The sequence below is a fragment of the Chryseobacterium sp. genome (assembly GCF_008831505.1).
Lineage (GTDB): Bacteria > Bacteroidota > Bacteroidia > Flavobacteriales > Weeksellaceae > Marnyiella.
In genome coordinates, this window is sequence record NZ_CP044507.1 from 2,196,532 (window position 1) to 2,213,538 (window position 17,007).

At 44.8% G+C, this 17,007-nt stretch carries 16 protein-coding genes; 13 read left to right on the forward strand and 3 right to left on the reverse strand.

Translation table 11 applies throughout. The features are described 5' to 3' along the window. The first annotated feature begins 121 nt into the window (after positions 1-121). The gene (locus F7R58_RS10365; protein WP_158064849.1) at positions 122-793 is read left to right on the forward strand and encodes a DUF2461 domain-containing protein; all 672 of its coding nucleotides are present in this window, start codon (positions 122-124) and stop codon (positions 791-793) included. A 9-nt stretch (positions 794-802) separates the two neighbouring features. Here the strand turns inward: F7R58_RS10365 and F7R58_RS10370 are convergent, their stop codons facing one another. From F7R58_RS10370 to F7R58_RS10380, 3 genes are read right to left on the reverse strand one after another with little or no spacing between them, the layout of a single operon-like run. After that, entirely contained in the window at positions 803-1,354 is a 552-nt protein-coding gene (locus F7R58_RS10370; protein WP_158064850.1) for a TlpA family protein disulfide reductase, read from the reverse strand. 19 nt (positions 1,355-1,373) lie between these two features. Next, complete coding sequence (gene trmD, locus F7R58_RS10375) at positions 1,374-2,051, reverse strand: tRNA (guanosine(37)-N1)-methyltransferase TrmD (protein WP_158064851.1); 678 nt, start codon at positions 2,049-2,051, stop codon at positions 1,374-1,376. After that, positions 2,048-3,310 carry an NAD(P)/FAD-dependent oxidoreductase gene (locus F7R58_RS10380; RefSeq protein ID WP_158064852.1) on the reverse strand — a complete coding sequence of 421 codons (1,263 nt, stop codon included), beginning with the start codon at positions 3,308-3,310 and terminating at the stop codon, positions 2,048-2,050. Before F7R58_RS10380 ends, trmD begins: the two co-directional genes overlap by 4 nt. A gap of 169 nt (positions 3,311-3,479) precedes the next feature. On the opposite strand from F7R58_RS10380, the gene F7R58_RS10385 reads away from it, so the two are divergent. The 12 genes from F7R58_RS10385 to F7R58_RS10435 all read left to right on the forward strand — a co-directional run bounded on the left by F7R58_RS10385 (position 3,480) and on the right by F7R58_RS10435 (position 16,962). After that, positions 3,480-4,343 carry a glycoside hydrolase family 25 protein gene (locus tag F7R58_RS10385; RefSeq protein ID WP_158064853.1) on the forward strand — a complete coding sequence of 288 codons (864 nt, stop codon included), beginning with the start codon at positions 3,480-3,482 and terminating at the stop codon, positions 4,341-4,343. 65 nt (positions 4,344-4,408) lie between these two features. Beyond that, positions 4,409-6,295 (forward strand): ABC-F family ATP-binding cassette domain-containing protein, encoded by a 1,887-nt coding sequence (locus F7R58_RS10390; RefSeq protein ID WP_158064854.1) that lies wholly within the window; start codon positions 4,409-4,411, stop codon positions 6,293-6,295. A gap of 251 nt (positions 6,296-6,546) precedes the next feature. Further along, positions 6,547-8,778: a TonB-dependent siderophore receptor gene (locus F7R58_RS10395; RefSeq protein ID WP_158064855.1), complete on the forward strand. Its 2,232-nt coding sequence runs from the start codon at positions 6,547-6,549 to the stop codon at positions 8,776-8,778. 33 nt (positions 8,779-8,811) lie between these two features. Then, entirely contained in the window at positions 8,812-9,339 is a 528-nt protein-coding gene (locus F7R58_RS10400; RefSeq protein WP_158064856.1) for a hypothetical protein, read from the forward strand. 78 nt (positions 9,340-9,417) lie between these two features. After that, complete coding sequence (locus tag F7R58_RS10405; protein ID WP_262714087.1) at positions 9,418-10,767, forward strand: hydroxymethylglutaryl-CoA reductase, degradative; 1,350 nt, start codon at positions 9,418-9,420, stop codon at positions 10,765-10,767. Further along, complete coding sequence (locus F7R58_RS12970; RefSeq protein WP_187695231.1) at positions 10,767-10,937, forward strand: hypothetical protein; 171 nt, start codon at positions 10,767-10,769, stop codon at positions 10,935-10,937. The genes F7R58_RS10405 and F7R58_RS12970 overlap by 1 nt, the downstream gene beginning before the upstream one ends. A 1-nt stretch (position 10,938) precedes the next feature. Beyond that, positions 10,939-11,325, forward strand: a complete 387-nt coding sequence (locus F7R58_RS10410) for a DUF423 domain-containing protein (RefSeq protein WP_158064858.1) — start codon at positions 10,939-10,941, stop codon at positions 11,323-11,325. 146 nt (positions 11,326-11,471) lie between these two features. After that, the gene (locus F7R58_RS10415; RefSeq protein ID WP_158064859.1) at positions 11,472-11,729 is read left to right on the forward strand and encodes a hypothetical protein; all 258 of its coding nucleotides are present in this window, start codon (positions 11,472-11,474) and stop codon (positions 11,727-11,729) included. A gap of 284 nt (positions 11,730-12,013) precedes the next feature. Beyond that, entirely contained in the window at positions 12,014-13,210 is a 1,197-nt protein-coding gene (gene sucC, locus F7R58_RS10420) for an ADP-forming succinate--CoA ligase subunit beta (RefSeq protein ID WP_158064860.1), read from the forward strand. A gap of 223 nt (positions 13,211-13,433) precedes the next feature. Then, positions 13,434-14,420, forward strand: a complete 987-nt coding sequence (pfkA, locus tag F7R58_RS10425) for a 6-phosphofructokinase (RefSeq protein ID WP_158064861.1) — start codon at positions 13,434-13,436, stop codon at positions 14,418-14,420. A 57-nt stretch (positions 14,421-14,477) separates the two neighbouring features. After that, entirely contained in the window at positions 14,478-15,482 is a 1,005-nt protein-coding gene (gap, locus tag F7R58_RS10430) for a type I glyceraldehyde-3-phosphate dehydrogenase (protein WP_158064862.1), read from the forward strand. Between the two features lie 274 nt (positions 15,483-15,756). Further along, on the forward strand, positions 15,757-16,962 hold the full coding sequence (locus tag F7R58_RS10435; protein WP_158064863.1) for an oxygenase MpaB family protein: 1,206 nt from the start codon (positions 15,757-15,759) through the stop codon (positions 16,960-16,962). Positions 16,963-17,007 lie beyond the last annotated feature (45 nt).

Consider the following 17,007-nt stretch of genomic DNA (forward strand, 5'->3'; position numbering starts at 1 on the left):
AAAGATACTTATTTTATTTTTGATAAAAAATAACTGCTTTTATTAAATAAGTGTTAAAGATGTAAAGCATACTAAGTTTAGCGGTAAATTCTTTTTGTATACTTTTATGTAAAATATTTTTATGGCTGATGCATTATCTAAGGAGACATTAACCTTCCTTACAGACCTTAACAAAAACAACAACCGCGAATGGTTTACTTGCAATAAGTCACGGTATCTGGTTGTGCAGGAAAATATGGTAAATTTTGTTGATGCCCTTATTCAGGAAATTTCGGACTTTGATGAAGCTGTCCTAAAAATTGACGCTAAGAAGTCCATTTTCCGAATTTACCGCGACACGCGCTTTTCCAAAGACAAAACGCCGTATAAAACCAATTTCGGTGCCGGACTGGGCATGGGCAAAGGTTCAGAGATTGCGGGCTACTATCTTCACATCGAACCGGGTAAGTCCTTTCTGGCGGGAGGTGTCTATCAGCCTGACAGCAGTATCCTGAAAGAAATTCGCAGGGAAATTTCCGTGAACGCTGATGAATTTTTGGCCATCATCAACGGCAGCGAATTCCGCAAATACTTTACCGGACTCTCTGAGGAGGATAAGCTCATACGGGTTCCGGCGGGATTTGACAAAGATGACCCCATGGCTGAAGTACTGAAACTAAAAAGCTACATCGCAGTTTACAACTTAACAGACAGGGAAATATTGGAAAAGGACGCAGTTAAAAAATTGGCAGATATGTTCAAACAGGTTAAACCTCTGAATGATTTTTTAAGTGCCCCGTTTAAAAAGCAGTAGGAATAAAATTTACCTTTGGGTAAGCTTTTTAACTGTGGCCAAAAGTTCAGGATCGTCAGGGGTGATTGCGTAATAATCAGCAATTTTACCGCTTTGATCAACCAAAATAAAACGCGGCACCCAGTTCAGCTCAATATAATCGTTGAACTTGTTTTTCCAACCCTCATCAAACCAGTAATTGATCCCGCCGGCGATTCCGTATTTATCCAGACCGCGCTTCCATTGGTCATGTGTACGGTCCAGTGAAAAATAAATGACAACCAAATCGGGATTTTCTGATTTAAGCGCATTGGTTTTGGGCAAGGCAAGTATGCAGTCCCGGCACCAGCTGGCCCAGAAATCGATCAGTACCACCTTCCCTTCATAAGGTTTCAGCACCTGCGCTACGGTTTGCTTCTTACCGTCCGCGCCAATGAGCTTTTGGCTGAGGACATCGGCTGTAAATTCGGATTTGATATCCTTCACCGGTTTCTGCGCATAACTCAGACTGAAAAAAAGAAGTGCCAGCAGGCAAACAAGTTTCTTAGTTAGAAACTGATCATTATGTAATAGAGCCTTCATATACAAATTATCATTCGGGTTAATCTTTCAGCAGATCAGGGCGGCGTTCCTGGGTAATCCGGACCGCTTCGTCGTGACGCCACTCCTCAATTTTGGCGAAGTGACCGCTCAGCAGAATTTCGGGCACTTTTAAACCTTTATATTCTTCAGGTCTCGTATAAATAGGTGGCGACAGCAAATTATCCTGGAAGGTATCGGTAAGCGCACTCTGTTCATCATTCAGCACACCCGGCAGCAGGCGGATTACAGAATCTGCAAGTACACAGGCAGCCAGTTCGCCGCCGGTAAGCACATAATCACCGATTGAGATTTCTTTTGTAATATGCAGGTCCCGCACGCGCTGATCGATCCCTTTATAATGTCCGCACAGAAAGATAAGGTGTTTCTTTATGGAAAGTGAATTGGCCATTTTTTGATTTAGGGTTTCGCCATCAGGAGTCAGGTAAATCACCTCATCATAGTCACGCTGGGATTTCAGTTCAGAAATGCAGAGATCCAGAGGCTCCACCAGCATTACCATTCCGGCACCACCGCCATAGGGTTCATCATCCACTTTCCGGTGCTTCCCCACACTCCAGTTCCGCAGCTGATGGAAGTGTACCTCGGCTAGGCCTTTCTGCATGGCTCTTTTCAGAATGGAAGTCTGGAAGGGACTTTCCATAAGTTCCGGCAGCACACTTATTATGTCAATTCTCATTGTTCAGTCTTGTTTTTTTTGTTTGGGACGATTATCAGGCGCAAAGATGAATCTTTATTCACATAACTCCACATCCAGTTAAAGAAAATTGCCAGTTTATTGCGCACCGAAAGGATGAGCATAAGGTGCAGGAACATCCAGAAGTACCAGGCCAGGAAACCCTGAAACTTAAAACCGGGTAAATCCACCACGGCCCTGTGCTTCCCGATGGTGGCCATACTGCCCTGATCCACATATTCATACTCCACCCAATCAGCTTCATTTTTCCTGACTAAATTCCGCGCAAGGTTTTTACCCTGATTTATGGCTACATTGGCAACCTGGGGATGGCCCTGCGGATATTTTGGAGTTTCCATATGTGCAATGTCGCCAATCGCAAAAATATTTTCTGTTCCCTTCACCCTATTGTAGCGGTCTACAATATATCGGTTGCGCAAAATCTGGTTCTCGCTTAATCCGTCTATAATATTGCCCGTAACACCGGCTGCCCAGATTACGTTGTTAGCGGGTATTTCTTTACCGTTGGCCAGCAGCACACGGTCGCCGTCATAAGCGGTCACAATTTCGCCCTTCATGAAAATAACGCCCAGTTCATTCAGATATTTCTCGGACATTTTCTGCGATTCCGCACTCATATTGGAAAGGGGCGTCTCCGTAGAACTTACCAGAATAATGTTCAGATTCTCAAAGTTCATGTGCGGATAGTCACGTGGCAGAATTTCACGTTTCATTTCGGAAAAGGCTCCGGCCAACTCCACACCAGTGGGTCCGCTGCCTACGATTACGATGTTCCAGTTGCCGTCGTCACTGCGTTTTCTTTCTATGATAAGTTTCTCAAATGTAAGCAGCACATGGTTCCTTATGGCTATGGCCTCCTGGGTATTCTTCATGCCAAAGGCCAGCTTCTCCATCTCGGCATTTCCAAAGAAATTGGTCTTGCAGCCTGTCGCAATTACCAGTTTGTCATAGGTAAATTCGGAATCTTCTGTAATAATCTTGTTCTGCTCGGGTACAATGCGCTGTACTTCCGTCATGCGGTACTGGATGTTCCTGGAGCGCTGAAAAATCTTGCGGAAAGGGAATGAAATATTGCTGGGCTCAATCCTGCCGCAGGCTACCTGATAGAACAGCGGCTGAAACATATGATGGTTTACTTTATCTATCATAAACACCTTCTTGTTCTTGTTATTGAGCGACCTGGCGAGCTGAAGCCCTGCGAAACCTCCGCCTACGATTACAATTTTCTCCCGTGTTTCCATAGTACAAATTTACCTAATTAATAATTGATACCCTGCAGGTCCGCCTCACTACTGTGAATTGAATCCGGCAGGGTTGCGATGATTAGTTGGGAACGAACATTATACCATACCGAAATCAAAAGCTGTAAAATTCGTTATTTATACTTCTTAAAGTTACTTTTGCAGTATAATGCCAAATAAGAAAACCAGAGGGAAGGTCCGTAAAAGAATCCACGAAAGCCGGCGGCGCAAAATCATAGTTCGCAGAACGGTTTTGCTGATTGTACTTGCTTTAAGCCTTATGGGCACCGGTTATTATCTTAAGGAAAAAATCTCTTTTTATTACGCCATGCATTTCCGACCTTTTAAGCATAAGAAACTCACCAATTCTGAATTTGAGGAGCAGCGGATTAACAGGATCATTGGCGATTATGCTGATAAAACTTTTGGAATAGACATCTCCCATTACCAAAGGCCCGAAGATATTACGTGGGACAGCCTCAGCGTCGGCAACCGTTCCATCCCCATCCGGTTTGCCGTGCTTCGTGCTACCATGGGTAACCGAAACACTGATAAGCATTTTGATGAATACTGGAAACTGGCTAAAAAACACAATCTGATAAGGGGTGCCTATCACTTTTACCGTGCCGATGAAGATCCTGTACGTCAGGCCAATAATTTCCTGGAAAATGTAAAGCTGGAGTCCGGTGACCTGCCGCCGGTGCTGGATATCGAACGTATTCCGAAGCGGAAAACCAACGCCAAACTGCTTGAAGACTTAAAAATCTGGTGCAGGATCGTAGAAGAAGCCTACGGCCAGAAACCCATTATCTACACCTATTATCATTACTACAAAGATTTCCTGGACGGTGAGTTTGAAGAATATCCGCTTTGGCTGGCTAATTACAACGATGTTCCTCAGCCAACTCCTACCGGACGCTGGGATTTCTGGCAGTTCACCGAAAACGGCATTGTTTACGGCATCAACACCAAGGTGGATGTAGACGTTTATAACGGAAGTTTGTGGTCACTGAAAAGGCTCACGCTGGATTAAGATCATTTATCGTATTTTTGCTGGTTTAATCTCACGCCTTACACCGCGTACAAAATCCCGTTTCCATGAACTACGTCAGCGCTGAAAATCTCACCAAATCATTTGGCATGAAGGTCCTTTTTAAAAACATTTCATTCAATGTGAATGAGGGGGACAAAATTGCCATTGTGGCCAAGAACGGCAGTGGGAAATCTACGCTTCTTAAAATCCTAATGGGAAAAGAGATCGCAGATTCGGGTAATGTTGTCATCAACAAAGACATCCAGGTGGTACTTTTTGATCAGGAAATTGAATTTGATTCAGATCTTACCGTAGAGGAATTTATGATGACACTGGATTCAGCACCTATTGTAGCAGTAAAGAATTACCACCACGCATTGCACACCGAGAATCCCGACGATATGGAAAAGGCTCTGGCCGAAATGGAAATCCATAAAGCCTGGGACCTGGAAAACGAGATGAAGCAAATCCTTTCGCAGCTAAAGATCACCGATCTTGAAGCCAAAATGGGCACGCTTTCCGGTGGGCAGATCAAACGTGTGGCCCTGGCAAAACTTCTTACTGAAACGCGCGCTGAACACCGCCATATCCTCCTCATCATGGATGAACCTACCAATCACCTGGATGTGGAAATGGTGGAATGGCTGGAAAATTATCTTTCCAAGGCTAAGATCACGCTCCTGCTTGTTACTCACGACCGCTACTTCCTGGATGCGGTTTGCGATCTGATTTGGGAGATGGAAGACCAGAACCTCTATGTTCACAATGGAAGCTATGCGACTTACCTGGAGAACAAAATGATTCGCGAAGACAACCTGAATGCTACAATAGACAAGGCGAACAACCTGTACCGCAAGGAACTGGAATGGATGCGCCGCCAACCCAAAGCCCGCACCACGAAATCCAAATCGCGGATCGACGATTTCTACGAAACCGAGAAAGTGGCCAAAACGGACACCCGCAAGGAAAAACTGGAACTCGATTTCGAAATGAAAAGGCTGGGCAATAAAATCCTGGAGCTACACAATATAAGTAAAAGTTACGGCAAAAAAGTCCTCCTGAAGGATTTCTCCTACCAGTTCCAGCGTGGCGAAAAAGTAGGAATCGTGGGCAAAAACGGTGCAGGCAAATCCACCCTGCTTAATATCATCCAGGGTCTGGAACCTTATGACAGTGGCTCCATAGAAACGGGCGAAACCATAAAATTTGGCTATTTTTCGCAGAAAGGTCTTAAATATAAGGAAGAAGAACGCGTAATTGATTTCATAAAGGATATTTCTGAGAATTTCCCGTTGGCCAACGGCCGTACGATTTCGGCGTCACAGTTTCTGCGTCTGTTTCTTTTTGATGACCAAACCCAGTACAGCCCTATTTCAAAACTTTCCGGTGGCGAAAAAAGAAGACTTCACCTGATGTACGTACTTTATCAAAATCCTAACTTCCTTATTTTTGATGAACCAACCAACGACCTGGACCTTCCAACACTTACCGTTTTGGAGAATTTCCTTCAGCAGTTTCAGGGCAGTTTGATTATCGTATCGCATGACCGTTATTTTATAGACCGCGTTGTAGATCACGTATTGGCATTTGAAGGCGAGGGCAAAATCAGGAACTTTGTGGGTAATTTCTCGGAATACCGCGAGATGAAAAGCCAGGAAAGCAAAAAACTGGCTGAGCAACCCTCAATGCAGGCACCCAAAGTGGCAGAAATTGCACAAGCCGTTCCCAAATCTCCTTCGGCACAGCGCAAACTCTCCTACAAAGAGCAGCGCGAACTTGAGATGATTGACAGGGAACTACCTGTTATTGAAGAAAAGCGTGCAGCTATTATGCAGCAACTTACTACAGAAACCGAGTATGGAGTGATCTCCAATTTGTCCGCCGAACTGGAATCGCTTACTTCCAAACTGGAAGAAATGGAACTGCGCTGGCTGGAACTCCAGGAAATTTAAGTACTTCTTATCCTTCAAGCGGAGATCTGCCCAAAGAACTTCCTGTATTTTGGGTATGAAGATGTGACGGATTGTCGCGCATACAGTGTTACATGACAAATCTCATTTCCGCGCTACCAGCAATGCTTTCAGGAAGTTAACACATTTCCATTAAAACTATTTAGAATAATTAAAAATAAGCTTGCAGAAAAGAGCAGGCTTTATTACATTTGCGGTCGTTATTTTAATTCATTCTAAATAAAGACTAGGAAATGAAAAGAAGACTTGTTTCTGTTGGCCTTTTGGCCCTTACTCTTCCCGCATATGCTCAAATGAAATTTGTAGAGGATTCCGACACCCTTCGGGTGCAGCAAATTGAGGACATCAATCTGCATAAGACAGGAAACCCGAATAATGCGCGAACACTCACTACAAAATCCAATCTGACAGTCATGGAGAATCCGCAACCCATAGCCATCGTAACCCACGAAATCATAGAGCAACAGCAGGCGAAGCAGTTAAGTGAAGTACTTCAGAACGTAAACGGTCTTTATATTACCTCAGCACGCGGAAATTCCCAGGACAGTTTTGGTGGACGCGGATTCAACTTCGGAAACGATAATATTTTTAAGAATGGCGCCCGTGTAAACAGTGGTGTTTTCCCTGAAGTTACAGGTCTGGAGCGTGTGGAAGTACTGAAGGGTGGAAACGCGATGCTTTACGGAAATGTAGCCGCTGGCGGAGTGGTTAATCTGATCACCAAAAAACCACGTTTCAGTTTTGGTGGCAGCATCGGCATGAACGCCGGCAGTTGGAACTCTTATAAACCTACAGTTGATTTTTACGGCCCACTGAGTAAAAATGTTGCTTTCCGCGTGAACGGCACCTACGAAACTGCCGAAAGTTTCCGCGATGTGGTAGAGTCCCAGAAGTATTATTTCAATCCGTCTGTACTGTTTAACATTGGCGAAAAATCTCAGCTTATAATAGAAGCCGATTACCTGAAACATGACCTAACGCCCGATTTCGGCATTGGCGCCATTGAAAATAAAGACAAATCTTACGCACTAAACACCTTCCTGCCAAGAAATGCGTTTGTTGGCACCGACTGGCAGTACCAGAATGTAGAGCAGGTTACTGCAGGACTCACCTTCAATCATCAGTTCAATGATTTATGGACATTGAATACGGTGGCTTCTTTTCAAAACTACACCAAGGATTTCTTTTCCACTGAACGTGTTACCTGGTCTTACGACAATGCAAACCGCCTGAAATGGAACAGACCTCTGAACAAGACTTACAACGAGCAAAATTACACTTCACTTCAGCTAAACCTGAACGGGGAACTGAATACAGGCAAGCTGAACCATAAAATCCTGATCGGGACCGACGGAGATTACGGCGTAGCCGACGCTTACACCTTCCGGAATCCGGAAACCGGCAAAAACTTCGGAACGTCTTACACTTATGGCAGTAATGGAGGAACCGGCTTGCTGTATATGGATGATCCTTCCACGTGGGCCGGAGGCGCCATGCCAATGTCTGAAAATAAGGACAGAACACGCATACCTACACAGCGTTTCGGGATTTACGCTCAGGACTTCATCAGCCTTAACGAGCAGTTCAAGGTACTTGCCGGCTTAAGATGGTCTTATATTGAAAGTGAGAGTACCAAAAGCGATTATCTGGACAATACGGACAGCCCGGGCGGCAAAACGGTAGACCGTGCATTTTCGCCAAAAGCAGGTATCGTTTATATGCCGAATGACAATCTTTCTGCCTTTGCAACTTACACCAATTCTTTTGTAGCCAATACCGGCCGCGATATTTACGATAATGTGCTGAAACCATCGATTATAGATCAGTTTGAGGTGGGCATGAAAAAGAATTTCTGGAATAATGCTGTAGCACTCAACCTGACGGTTTATCAGATAGATAACCGTAACTTCTACCAAACAGCTGAATTCACAGCAGAGGGAAATCCTAATTCGGATACCACAGTTAAGGATTTTGCAGGTAAGATGCGCAGCCGTGGTGTAGAACTTGATATTACCGGCAACCCGCTTCCAAACCTGTCCATCATTGCCGGGGCATCCTATAACCATTCTGTATATCTGGATACACCGGAGACCTTCGGTTATGTAGAAAATCAGCGGTTGGTCCGCACACCTGCCACAACGGCTAATGCATCAGTATTTTACACTTTTGCCAAATATGTGAAAGGCCTGAAAATCGGCGGCGGCGTTTACTTTGTGGGAGACCGTATCGCGGGCTGGAACGATACCAAAGAACTGCTGGACAGCCGTAACGGCGTCTCCCGTATGCTTGAGGTGGGCGACTATGCCACCGCATCACTAAGTTTCGGATACGAATGGAAAAAATTCTCCCTGATGGGAAAAATAGGAAACCTGTTTGATGCTGTGGAATACAATTACCATGAGAATTACTCGGTGAACCCCATCACGCCGCGCAATTACTACCTCACCCTTACCTACAAACTTTAAGAAATCTACTGCATTCAGCTATAAAAACAAACTATGGAAAAAAAGAAAAAAACAGGCAATTTAACGTCCACCATGCGTATCCTGCACCGCTACCTGGGTTATTTTACAGCCGGCATCATGGCGGTGTATGCCATCAGCGGCGTACTGCTCATTTACCGCGACACCAATTTCCTGAAAAAGGAGAATAAATACGAGGTCGTTCTGAAGCCAAATCTAACAGAGAAGGAACTTGCAAAAGAAATTAAGGTACGTAATGTTGAATTTGAATCTGAGGAGGGAGCTGTCAGGAAATTTAAGGACGGCACCTATAATTTAAGTACAGGCGAAGCGAAATATTCCAAAATGCAGCTGCCATTTGTGCTGGAGAAGTTCAATGAACTGCACAAATCCACCTCCAAACACAGATATGCCTCACTGAACACCCTGTTTGGGCTTGTGCTTTTCTTCTTTGTAATCTCTTCCTTCTGGATGTTCAACTTTAAATCCAAAGCATTCCGGCGCGGAATGATGTATGCGGGTATCGGCTTCATCCTGGCCCTTATCATGGTATTTTTCCAGTAAAGTTCCGTAGTCATCTGTCTTAGGACGCTTGCCTTTTTATAAACCCTCCCCGTTATTGTAGCTGCAAAATCCATATCTTTGGAATTCAAATCATCTTACATGAATCAGCAACCGGTGGAGGGTTTTTCCAAACTTTCGAAGCAGCGCAAAATAGACTGGCTAATTAAAGAATACCTAAGCGGTGACCGCAGTTACGAGCAAATTCTGCAGCAGTACTGGAACGGTGACGCTGTTTTACAGAAACTTCATGAAGAGTTCTCGGAGAATACCATCTCTAATTTTTATATGCCCTACGGCATTGCTCCCAATTTCCTTATAGACGGCAAACTGCTGGCACTTCCCATGGCCGTAGAAGAGAGTTCGGTAGTAGCCGCTGCCTCCAAAGCCGCAAAATTCTGGATTGATAAAGGAGGTTTTAAGACGACCATCATCAACACCAAGAAACTGGGGCATACCCATTTCATTATTAATGTTGAGCCGCATAAACTGCAGCACTTCTTCAACTTCAAACTCAAGAAAAGGCTTTTTGAGGCTACTGAAGAGATTACGAAGAACATGCGTAACCGTGGTGGCGGCATACTGAACATCCGTCTTATTGACAAAACCGCGGATCTGGAGAATTACTTCCAGCTTAAAGCCAGTTTTGATACCGTGGATTCCATGGGCGCCAATTTCATCAATTCCTGCCTGGAGCAGTTTGGCAAAACTTTAACGGAAGAGGTAGCAAAAGATGAAACCTTTACCCGGGAGGAAAAAGAATCGCTGCAGATTGTGATGAACATCCTGTCCAATTTTACGCCCGACTGTATTGTAAGGGCTGAGGTTTCCTGCAAGATTGAAGACCTGAAAGATGACAGCGGTATATCGAATGAAGAGTTCGCCACCAAATTCAAACGTGCCGTCACCATTGCTGAGATCGAGCCTTTCCGTGCGACCACGCATAACAAAGGAATTATGAACGGTGTAGACGCGGTGGTGATTGCCACCGGCAACGATTTCCGTGCTACAGAAGCCTGCGCACATGCCTACGCCGCAAAAGACGGTAAATATTCAAGTTTAACACACTGTACCATTGATAACGGAATTTTCAGATTCTGGATAGACCTGCCTATCTCGGTGGGAGTTGTAGGTGGCCTCACCAATCTGCATCCTTTGGTGAAATTTTCCCTGGCGCTGCTGGGCAAACCGTCAGCACAGGAACTGATGAGCATCCTGGCAGTTTCGGGACTGGCGCAGAATTTTGCAGCCATCCGTTCACTTGTTACCACCGGTATCCAGAAAGGCCATATGAAAATGCACTTACTGAATATCCTGAATCAGTTAGGCGCTACAGAAGAGGAGAAGAATCATTTTGTCACTTATTTCAAGGACAAAACGGTGACACATCACGAGGTGATCACTCAATTTAACAGCTTAAGGGCAAAATAATGTTCGGAATCACTTTGGCTGCGCTTCTGCTGGCATTCGGCATTTTCCTGAAGACTACGGACGATCCCGGATTTGCCTCAACAAAGAAGTTTTCCTGGCTGCTGATCGCAATTGGTGCCATTACACTGGCGGGGAAATTAATTATCATGTATCAAAAAGGAGAAATATAATATGAAGACATTTACATTGGTTGTTGGTGCAGTTTACGGACTTTTGTCTGTAATTTTAGGTGCATTTGGCGCACACGCACTGAAGAAGATCATTTCTGCAGAGAAGCTGGTAAGTTTTGAGACCGGCGTAAGGTATCAGATGTACTCTGCCCTATTCCTGCTCATCGTGGGGTATATCCTGAAATTTGAAAGTCCTTCTGAAAAATGGATTTCCATCCTGATGATTGCGGGAACTTTTATTTTCTCATTCAGCATTTATTTACTCAGTATGAGTGAGGCCTGGAATATGAATTTCAAATTCCTGGGACCCATTACCCCAATTGGAGGACTCATGATGATAATTTCCTGGGCCATGCTAATCTTTTATTTTCTGAAAAACCGGGTTTAAGATGGCAGATGGCAGATATCAGATATCAGACGTGAGATTTTTGATTCTAGATTTTTGATTTTTGATTTAGTGGGAAAATGATAAAATGTCTGAGATCTGATGTCTCATGTCTGATATCTCATGTCTAACCTCTAATTTCTAAAAAAATGTTTTTCATCTTCGGACTGAACAGGAAACCGGTAGGTAAGGAAACCCGCACCATCCGCAAGGGTGGCTTTGATGTGAAGGCCATTATAACCGTTTACAAACTGTATGTAGAGCTGTTCTTTATTCCGCTGATACCCTTGGGCAAAAGGTACAGCATTTACATTCCGCATAGCGATGAGTATTATGAGCAGGGCTTCCGCTCCAAAATCCCGGATGAGTACCTGGACGTTTGTAAGGATGTGGGGAGGTTGTACTGAGGAAGAACCGAAATGAATAGGCCCGTCCCGCGCCCCGGATTGAACGGCCTGTTTGAGCTCTTTTTGTTAGCTTCGGCCCCAAGGCAGGCACAAAAAAGCGAGTAGTGAAAGCCGGAATTGGCGCCCATAATTTTTCGTTTAAGAAGAAAATCCGCAGGATGCAACATCAAATCATCGCTTAAACTTATGCGCTTTAAAAAACTTAATGGTTTAGGGCTTTCTACTTAGTGCTTTTTTCATAAATTTGTAAATCCTTAAAAAAATAATAAATTTAATTCAATACTATGAATCTTCACGAGTATCAGTCCAAAGAGATTTTAGCAAAATACGGCGTTAATATTCAGCGCGGTTTTATCGCCAATAATGTAGAGGAGGCAGTAGATGCAGCCAACAAATTAAAAGAAATGACCGGAGGTGCCGAAGGTTGGGTGGTAAAAGCGCAGGTTCACGCAGGTGGCCGTGGTAAAGGCGGCGGTGTAAAATTCTCTCCAAACGTTGAAAAACTGAAGGAAAATGCAGAGAACATCATCGGTATGCAGCTGATAACCCCACAAACTTCTGCTGAAGGTAAGAAGGTGAACTTTGTACTTGTTGCTGAAGATGTATATTATCCCGGAGCTTCTGAAACCAAAGAATTTTATGTTTCTATCCTTTTGGACAGGGCATTAGGCAAAAATACAGTGGTATATTCTACTGAAGGTGGGATGGACATTGAGCATGTAGCCGAAGTTACCCCACACCTTATCCATAAAGAAGTGATTGATCCTGCATTGGGTCTTCAGGGTTTCCAGGCTCGTAAGATTGCTTTCAACCTGGGACTTAGCGGTAACGCGTTTAAAGAATTCACGAAGTTCATCACGAATCTTTACAATGCTTATGTAGGTATTGATGCTTCTCTTTTCGAAATCAACCCTGTTCTTAAGACTTCTGACGATAAAATTATCGCGGTAGATGCCAAAGTAACCCTGGACGGTAACGGACTTTTCCGTCACAAAGACCTGGAAGCACTTAGAGATACACGTGAGGAGGATCCAACTGATGTTGAGGCTGGCGATGCCGGACTGAACTTCGTTAAACTGGACGGTGATGTTGCCTGTATGGTAAACGGTGCCGGTCTGGCAATGGCAACTATGGACATCATCAAGCTTTCCGGCGGTAATCCGGCTAACTTCCTGGACGTGGGTGGTACAGCTGATGCGGAAAGAGTTCAGAAAGCATTTGGAATCATCCTTAAAGATCCAAATGTAAAAGCCATCCTTATCAACATCTTCGGTGGTATCGTACGTTGCGACCGTGTTGCACAGGGAGTTGTAGATGCCTATAAAGCAATGGGAAGCCTTCCTGTTCCTTTGATCGTAAGATTACAGGGAACCAATGCTGTAGAAGCAAAACAACTTATTGACAATTCCGGTTTACCTGTACATTCTGCAATCACACTGGAAGAAGCAGCCAATAAAGTAAAAGAAGTTCTGGCAAAATAACCTTCAGACATTTAAATATCGGACAGCTTTCGAAGGGAAGCTGTCTTTTTTTGCCCTTTGTTTATTGCTTAAAACACGTTGCATTTTGAGCTAAAAGTAGGCTCAAACAGTCACTAAGAAGTCAGGTGGTTAGCTTTGAGAATCTGAATATTATGATATCCGCAGGCACGGCTCTTTCTTTGCCATAATTTTCGTAAATTTGCGCCACGTAACGACTCCGGATATGGCAGAGCATCACATTAAGAAACTAGCGGTTTTAACATCGGGCGGCGACGCGCCGGGAATGAATGCCGCCATTCGTGCAGTCGTACGGACTTCCAACTACTTCGGACTGGAGTGCTACGGCATCCGCGAAGGTTTCAATGGTCTCATAGCCGGAAACATTACCAAGATGGGGCCGCGATCGGTGAGCAATATCATCAATCTGGGCGGTACCATCCTTAAATCTGCCAGGTCGGAAGAATTCAGGACTGAGGAAGGCCGAAAGAAAGCCTTCGAGCAGTGTAAAGAGAATGGAATTGACGCCCTGGTTTGCATTGGTGGCGACGGTACTTTTACGGGCGCCAAGATTTTCAACGAAGAATATGGGATACAGACTATTGGTGTTCCGGGCACCATAGACAATGATATTTTCGGTACAGATACAACAATAGGTTACGACACTGCACTGAATACGGCCATGGACGCTATCGATAAGATCCGCGACACGGCCACTTCCCACAACAGGATATTCTTTGTAGAGGTGATGGGCAGGGATGCCGGTTTTATCGCCCTGAATTCCGGAATCGCCACGGGTGCGGTAGACATCCTTATACCCGAGCAGAAAGACAGTATGGAGGAACTCTTCGACACTTTTGACAAAGCTGCGAAACGCGGTAAGAATTCGAGTATCGTTGTAGTGGCCGAGGGTGAAAAACTCGGAAATGTGTACGACCTTTCTGAACAGACCAAAAAGAAATATCCAAATTACGATATCAGGATCGCTGTGCTGGGACATATACAGCGCGGAGGCTCGCCCAGCTGTGCCGACCGTGTTTTGGCCAGCCGCTTAGGTTACGGTGCTGTAACCGGACTTATGGAAGGGCGTAATAATGTGATGGCAGGTATGCGGAGCAATAAACTGGTCTTCACCCCTATAGAAGAAGCTATTAAAAAACACAATACCATCAACAAAGACCTGCTGAAGATCTCCGAGATCCTCGCGCTTTAAAAGTCAGGTGCTTATTGGTAAACAATGGAAAATCATTAATTATAAATCTAATAAATTATGTCAACAATCAAAGTAGGAATCAACGGATTCGGTAGAATTGGCCGCCTGGTCTTCAGAGCAATGACCGAAAGAGACAACATCGAAGTTGTAGGGATCAATGACCTAATCGATGCTGAGTATATGGCGTATATGCTGAAGTATGATTCTGTACACGGCGAGTTTAAAGGCGAAGTTTCCACAGAAGGAAACGACCTTATCGTAAACGGAAAGAAAATCCGCGTAACTGCCGAAAAAGACCCTAACAACCTGAAATGGAATGAAATCGGTGCTGAATATATCGTTGAATCTACAGGATTATTCCTTAGCAAAGATTCTGCACAGGCTCACATCAATGCGGGCGCAAAGAAAGTAATCCTTTCGGCACCTTCTAAAGACGACACGCCAATGTTCGTTATGGGTGTAAACCACATGGACCTTACAGACGATATTAAAATCTTCTCCAATGCTTCCTGTACAACCAACTGTCTGGCTCCGCTTGCAAAAGTAATGCATGACAATTTCGGTATTGTTGAAGGTCTTATGACAACTGTTCACGCTACCACTGCTACACAGAAAACCGTAGACGGACCTTCTGTAAAAGACTGGAGAGGCGGGCGTTCTGCACTTAACAATATCATTCCTTCTTCTACAGGTGCTGCAAAAGCCGTAGGAAAAGTAATTCCTGAACTGAACGGTAAGCTTACAGGTATGTCTTTCCGCGTACCAACGGCTGACGTTTCCGTAGTGGACCTTACAGTGAGACTGGAAAAAGCTACTTCTTACGAAGAGATCTGTGCAGCAATGAAAAAAGCTTCTGAAGGTGAACTTAAAGGAATCTTAGGTTATACAGAAGATGCAGTTGTATCTCAGGATTTCGTAGGCGAAAAGAGAACCTCAGTATTCGACAAGGATGCCGGTATCATGCTTTCTCCAAACTTCGTGAAAGTAGTTTCCTGGTATGACAACGAAATGGGTTATTCCAACAAACTGGTAGATATGCTTGCACACTCTGCAACGCTTTAGTCAGAGCCACTGATCATACAAGCCTCCGGAATTTTCGGAGGTTTTTTTTTGGGCAATCCCCTCGCCGCGCTCAGGCAGCCGCGCCGGGTCGCTGCGTCCGCTGCAAGTCCTCGTTTTTTGGCGCTCGCTTCGCTCGCGCCAAAAAAACTCCGGGCTTTCCGCTACCATCGCTATTGCGGGGTCCAGCGGTGCTTCCATATAAGCCCGGTTAAATGGAGCGCGGCATCATTTCTGCTGCTAAGCATCCCAAATTTCAAAAGTTACCTTTAAAAAAATGAAGGCTAAGCCACAATTCTATCAAAGTCCACATTTTCAGTCATTCTGGACCACCGGAAACGGCCGGGATCTGCTGGACTGGTCCGGGGCAAAACCCGATATTGCACAATTTGACAGGTATTCCCACCTGTACCATGAAGTGGATGCATTGGGCGATGCGGCGGTTCAGGAAACCTACCTGAAACTCCCCTATCATGAAGCCTCGGCGATCGTGGAGAAATATTCAGCATCGCCGGTTTCAAAGGATGATGAAGCGCCTGAAAATTTAAAAAAGCTCTTTCTCCAGATGCAGCAAGTGCCGGAATGGTTTAACGCCGACTTGGCGAATGCCGGTGCGCGCTTCTGCATGAGAACAGGAACCAACGGCCTGATCATCCTGCGCGATTTTACGCTGATGGGTGGCTACGACTTCGCTTTCCTGAACAAACCTCTTGTCTTTACCGGCGCCCTGAAACGCGGAGCCGTGAAGAGGCTAAAGGATACGCTGGAATTTTGGGTAAATGTAACCCGCGAAGATGCCATGCAAATCAATTCGGAGGCTTACAGACTCATCGTGCGCACGAGGCTGCTGCATTCCTACGCCCGGCTGAAGATTCGCCAGAAAAGTGAGGACTGGGATTACGAAAACTGGGGCACACCCATTAACATGTGGGATATGGTGGCCACCTACACCGGTTTCAGTCTTGTATTCATGCAGGGTTTACGAAAATTGGGTATTATTATTAGTGATGAGGAGCAAAAAGGTGTTTTTCACCTTTGGAAATATATCGGCTACCTGCTGGGAATCCCCGAAAAATATATGCCTGATAATAAAAAAGAAGCTGTGGAGCAGTTTTACCTTTGGACTGCTACGCAGGGCGCCGGCGACAAAGATTCGGCCTATCTGGCAAAGGCGCTTCTGGATGAGAACCTGGAATCTACTATCCTGAGATATCATTTCCAGCGTAAGAATCTGCGCTATCTGCACATATGCTGTAACTGGTATTTACTGGACGAAAACATAAACGAAAGACTTCAGATTCCTAAAGTTCCCCTGCCGGCTGTTTTCCCCTCACTTATAAAAAGTGCCAATGCCGTTACCCAGAAAATTTTCCCGCTACAAAAACCGGAAAGTTACCGCAAACTTGTGGATATCGGTCACAAACAGCAGATGAAAGTCCTGGACGATTACCTGACGCATACGCCTAAAGATTTCCATTATTAGACCTATTTTTGGCAAAACATTATAAGAAAAAGAGCGGAAAATTCC

Excerpts from the sequence above, each read along its gene's own strand:
- F7R58_RS10365 (WP_158064849.1), top strand. The coding sequence starts at position 122 with ATGGCTGATGCATTATCTAAGGAGACATTAACCTTCCTTACAGACCTT.
- F7R58_RS10370 (WP_158064850.1), bottom strand. The coding sequence starts at position 1,354 with ATGAAGGCTCTATTACATAATGATCAGTTTCTAACTAAGAAACTTGTT.
- trmD (WP_158064851.1), bottom strand. The coding sequence starts at position 2,051 with ATGAGAATTGACATAATAAGTGTGCTGCCGGAACTTATGGAAAGTCCC.
- F7R58_RS10380 (WP_158064852.1), bottom strand. The coding sequence starts at position 3,310 with ATGGAAACACGGGAGAAAATTGTAATCGTAGGCGGAGGTTTCGCAGGG.
- F7R58_RS10385 (WP_158064853.1), top strand. The coding sequence starts at position 3,480 with ATGCCAAATAAGAAAACCAGAGGGAAGGTCCGTAAAAGAATCCACGAA.
- F7R58_RS10390 (WP_158064854.1), top strand. The coding sequence starts at position 4,409 with ATGAACTACGTCAGCGCTGAAAATCTCACCAAATCATTTGGCATGAAG.
- F7R58_RS10395 (WP_158064855.1), top strand. The coding sequence starts at position 6,547 with ATGAAAAGAAGACTTGTTTCTGTTGGCCTTTTGGCCCTTACTCTTCCC.
- F7R58_RS10400 (WP_158064856.1), top strand. The coding sequence starts at position 8,812 with ATGGAAAAAAAGAAAAAAACAGGCAATTTAACGTCCACCATGCGTATC.
- F7R58_RS12970 (WP_187695231.1), top strand. The coding sequence starts at position 10,767 with ATGTTCGGAATCACTTTGGCTGCGCTTCTGCTGGCATTCGGCATTTTC.
- F7R58_RS10410 (WP_158064858.1), top strand. The coding sequence starts at position 10,939 with ATGAAGACATTTACATTGGTTGTTGGTGCAGTTTACGGACTTTTGTCT.
- F7R58_RS10415 (WP_158064859.1), top strand. The coding sequence starts at position 11,472 with ATGTTTTTCATCTTCGGACTGAACAGGAAACCGGTAGGTAAGGAAACC.
- sucC (WP_158064860.1), top strand. The coding sequence starts at position 12,014 with ATGAATCTTCACGAGTATCAGTCCAAAGAGATTTTAGCAAAATACGGC.
- pfkA (WP_158064861.1), top strand. The coding sequence starts at position 13,434 with ATGGCAGAGCATCACATTAAGAAACTAGCGGTTTTAACATCGGGCGGC.
- gap (WP_158064862.1), top strand. The coding sequence starts at position 14,478 with ATGTCAACAATCAAAGTAGGAATCAACGGATTCGGTAGAATTGGCCGC.
- F7R58_RS10435 (WP_158064863.1), top strand. The coding sequence starts at position 15,757 with ATGAAGGCTAAGCCACAATTCTATCAAAGTCCACATTTTCAGTCATTC.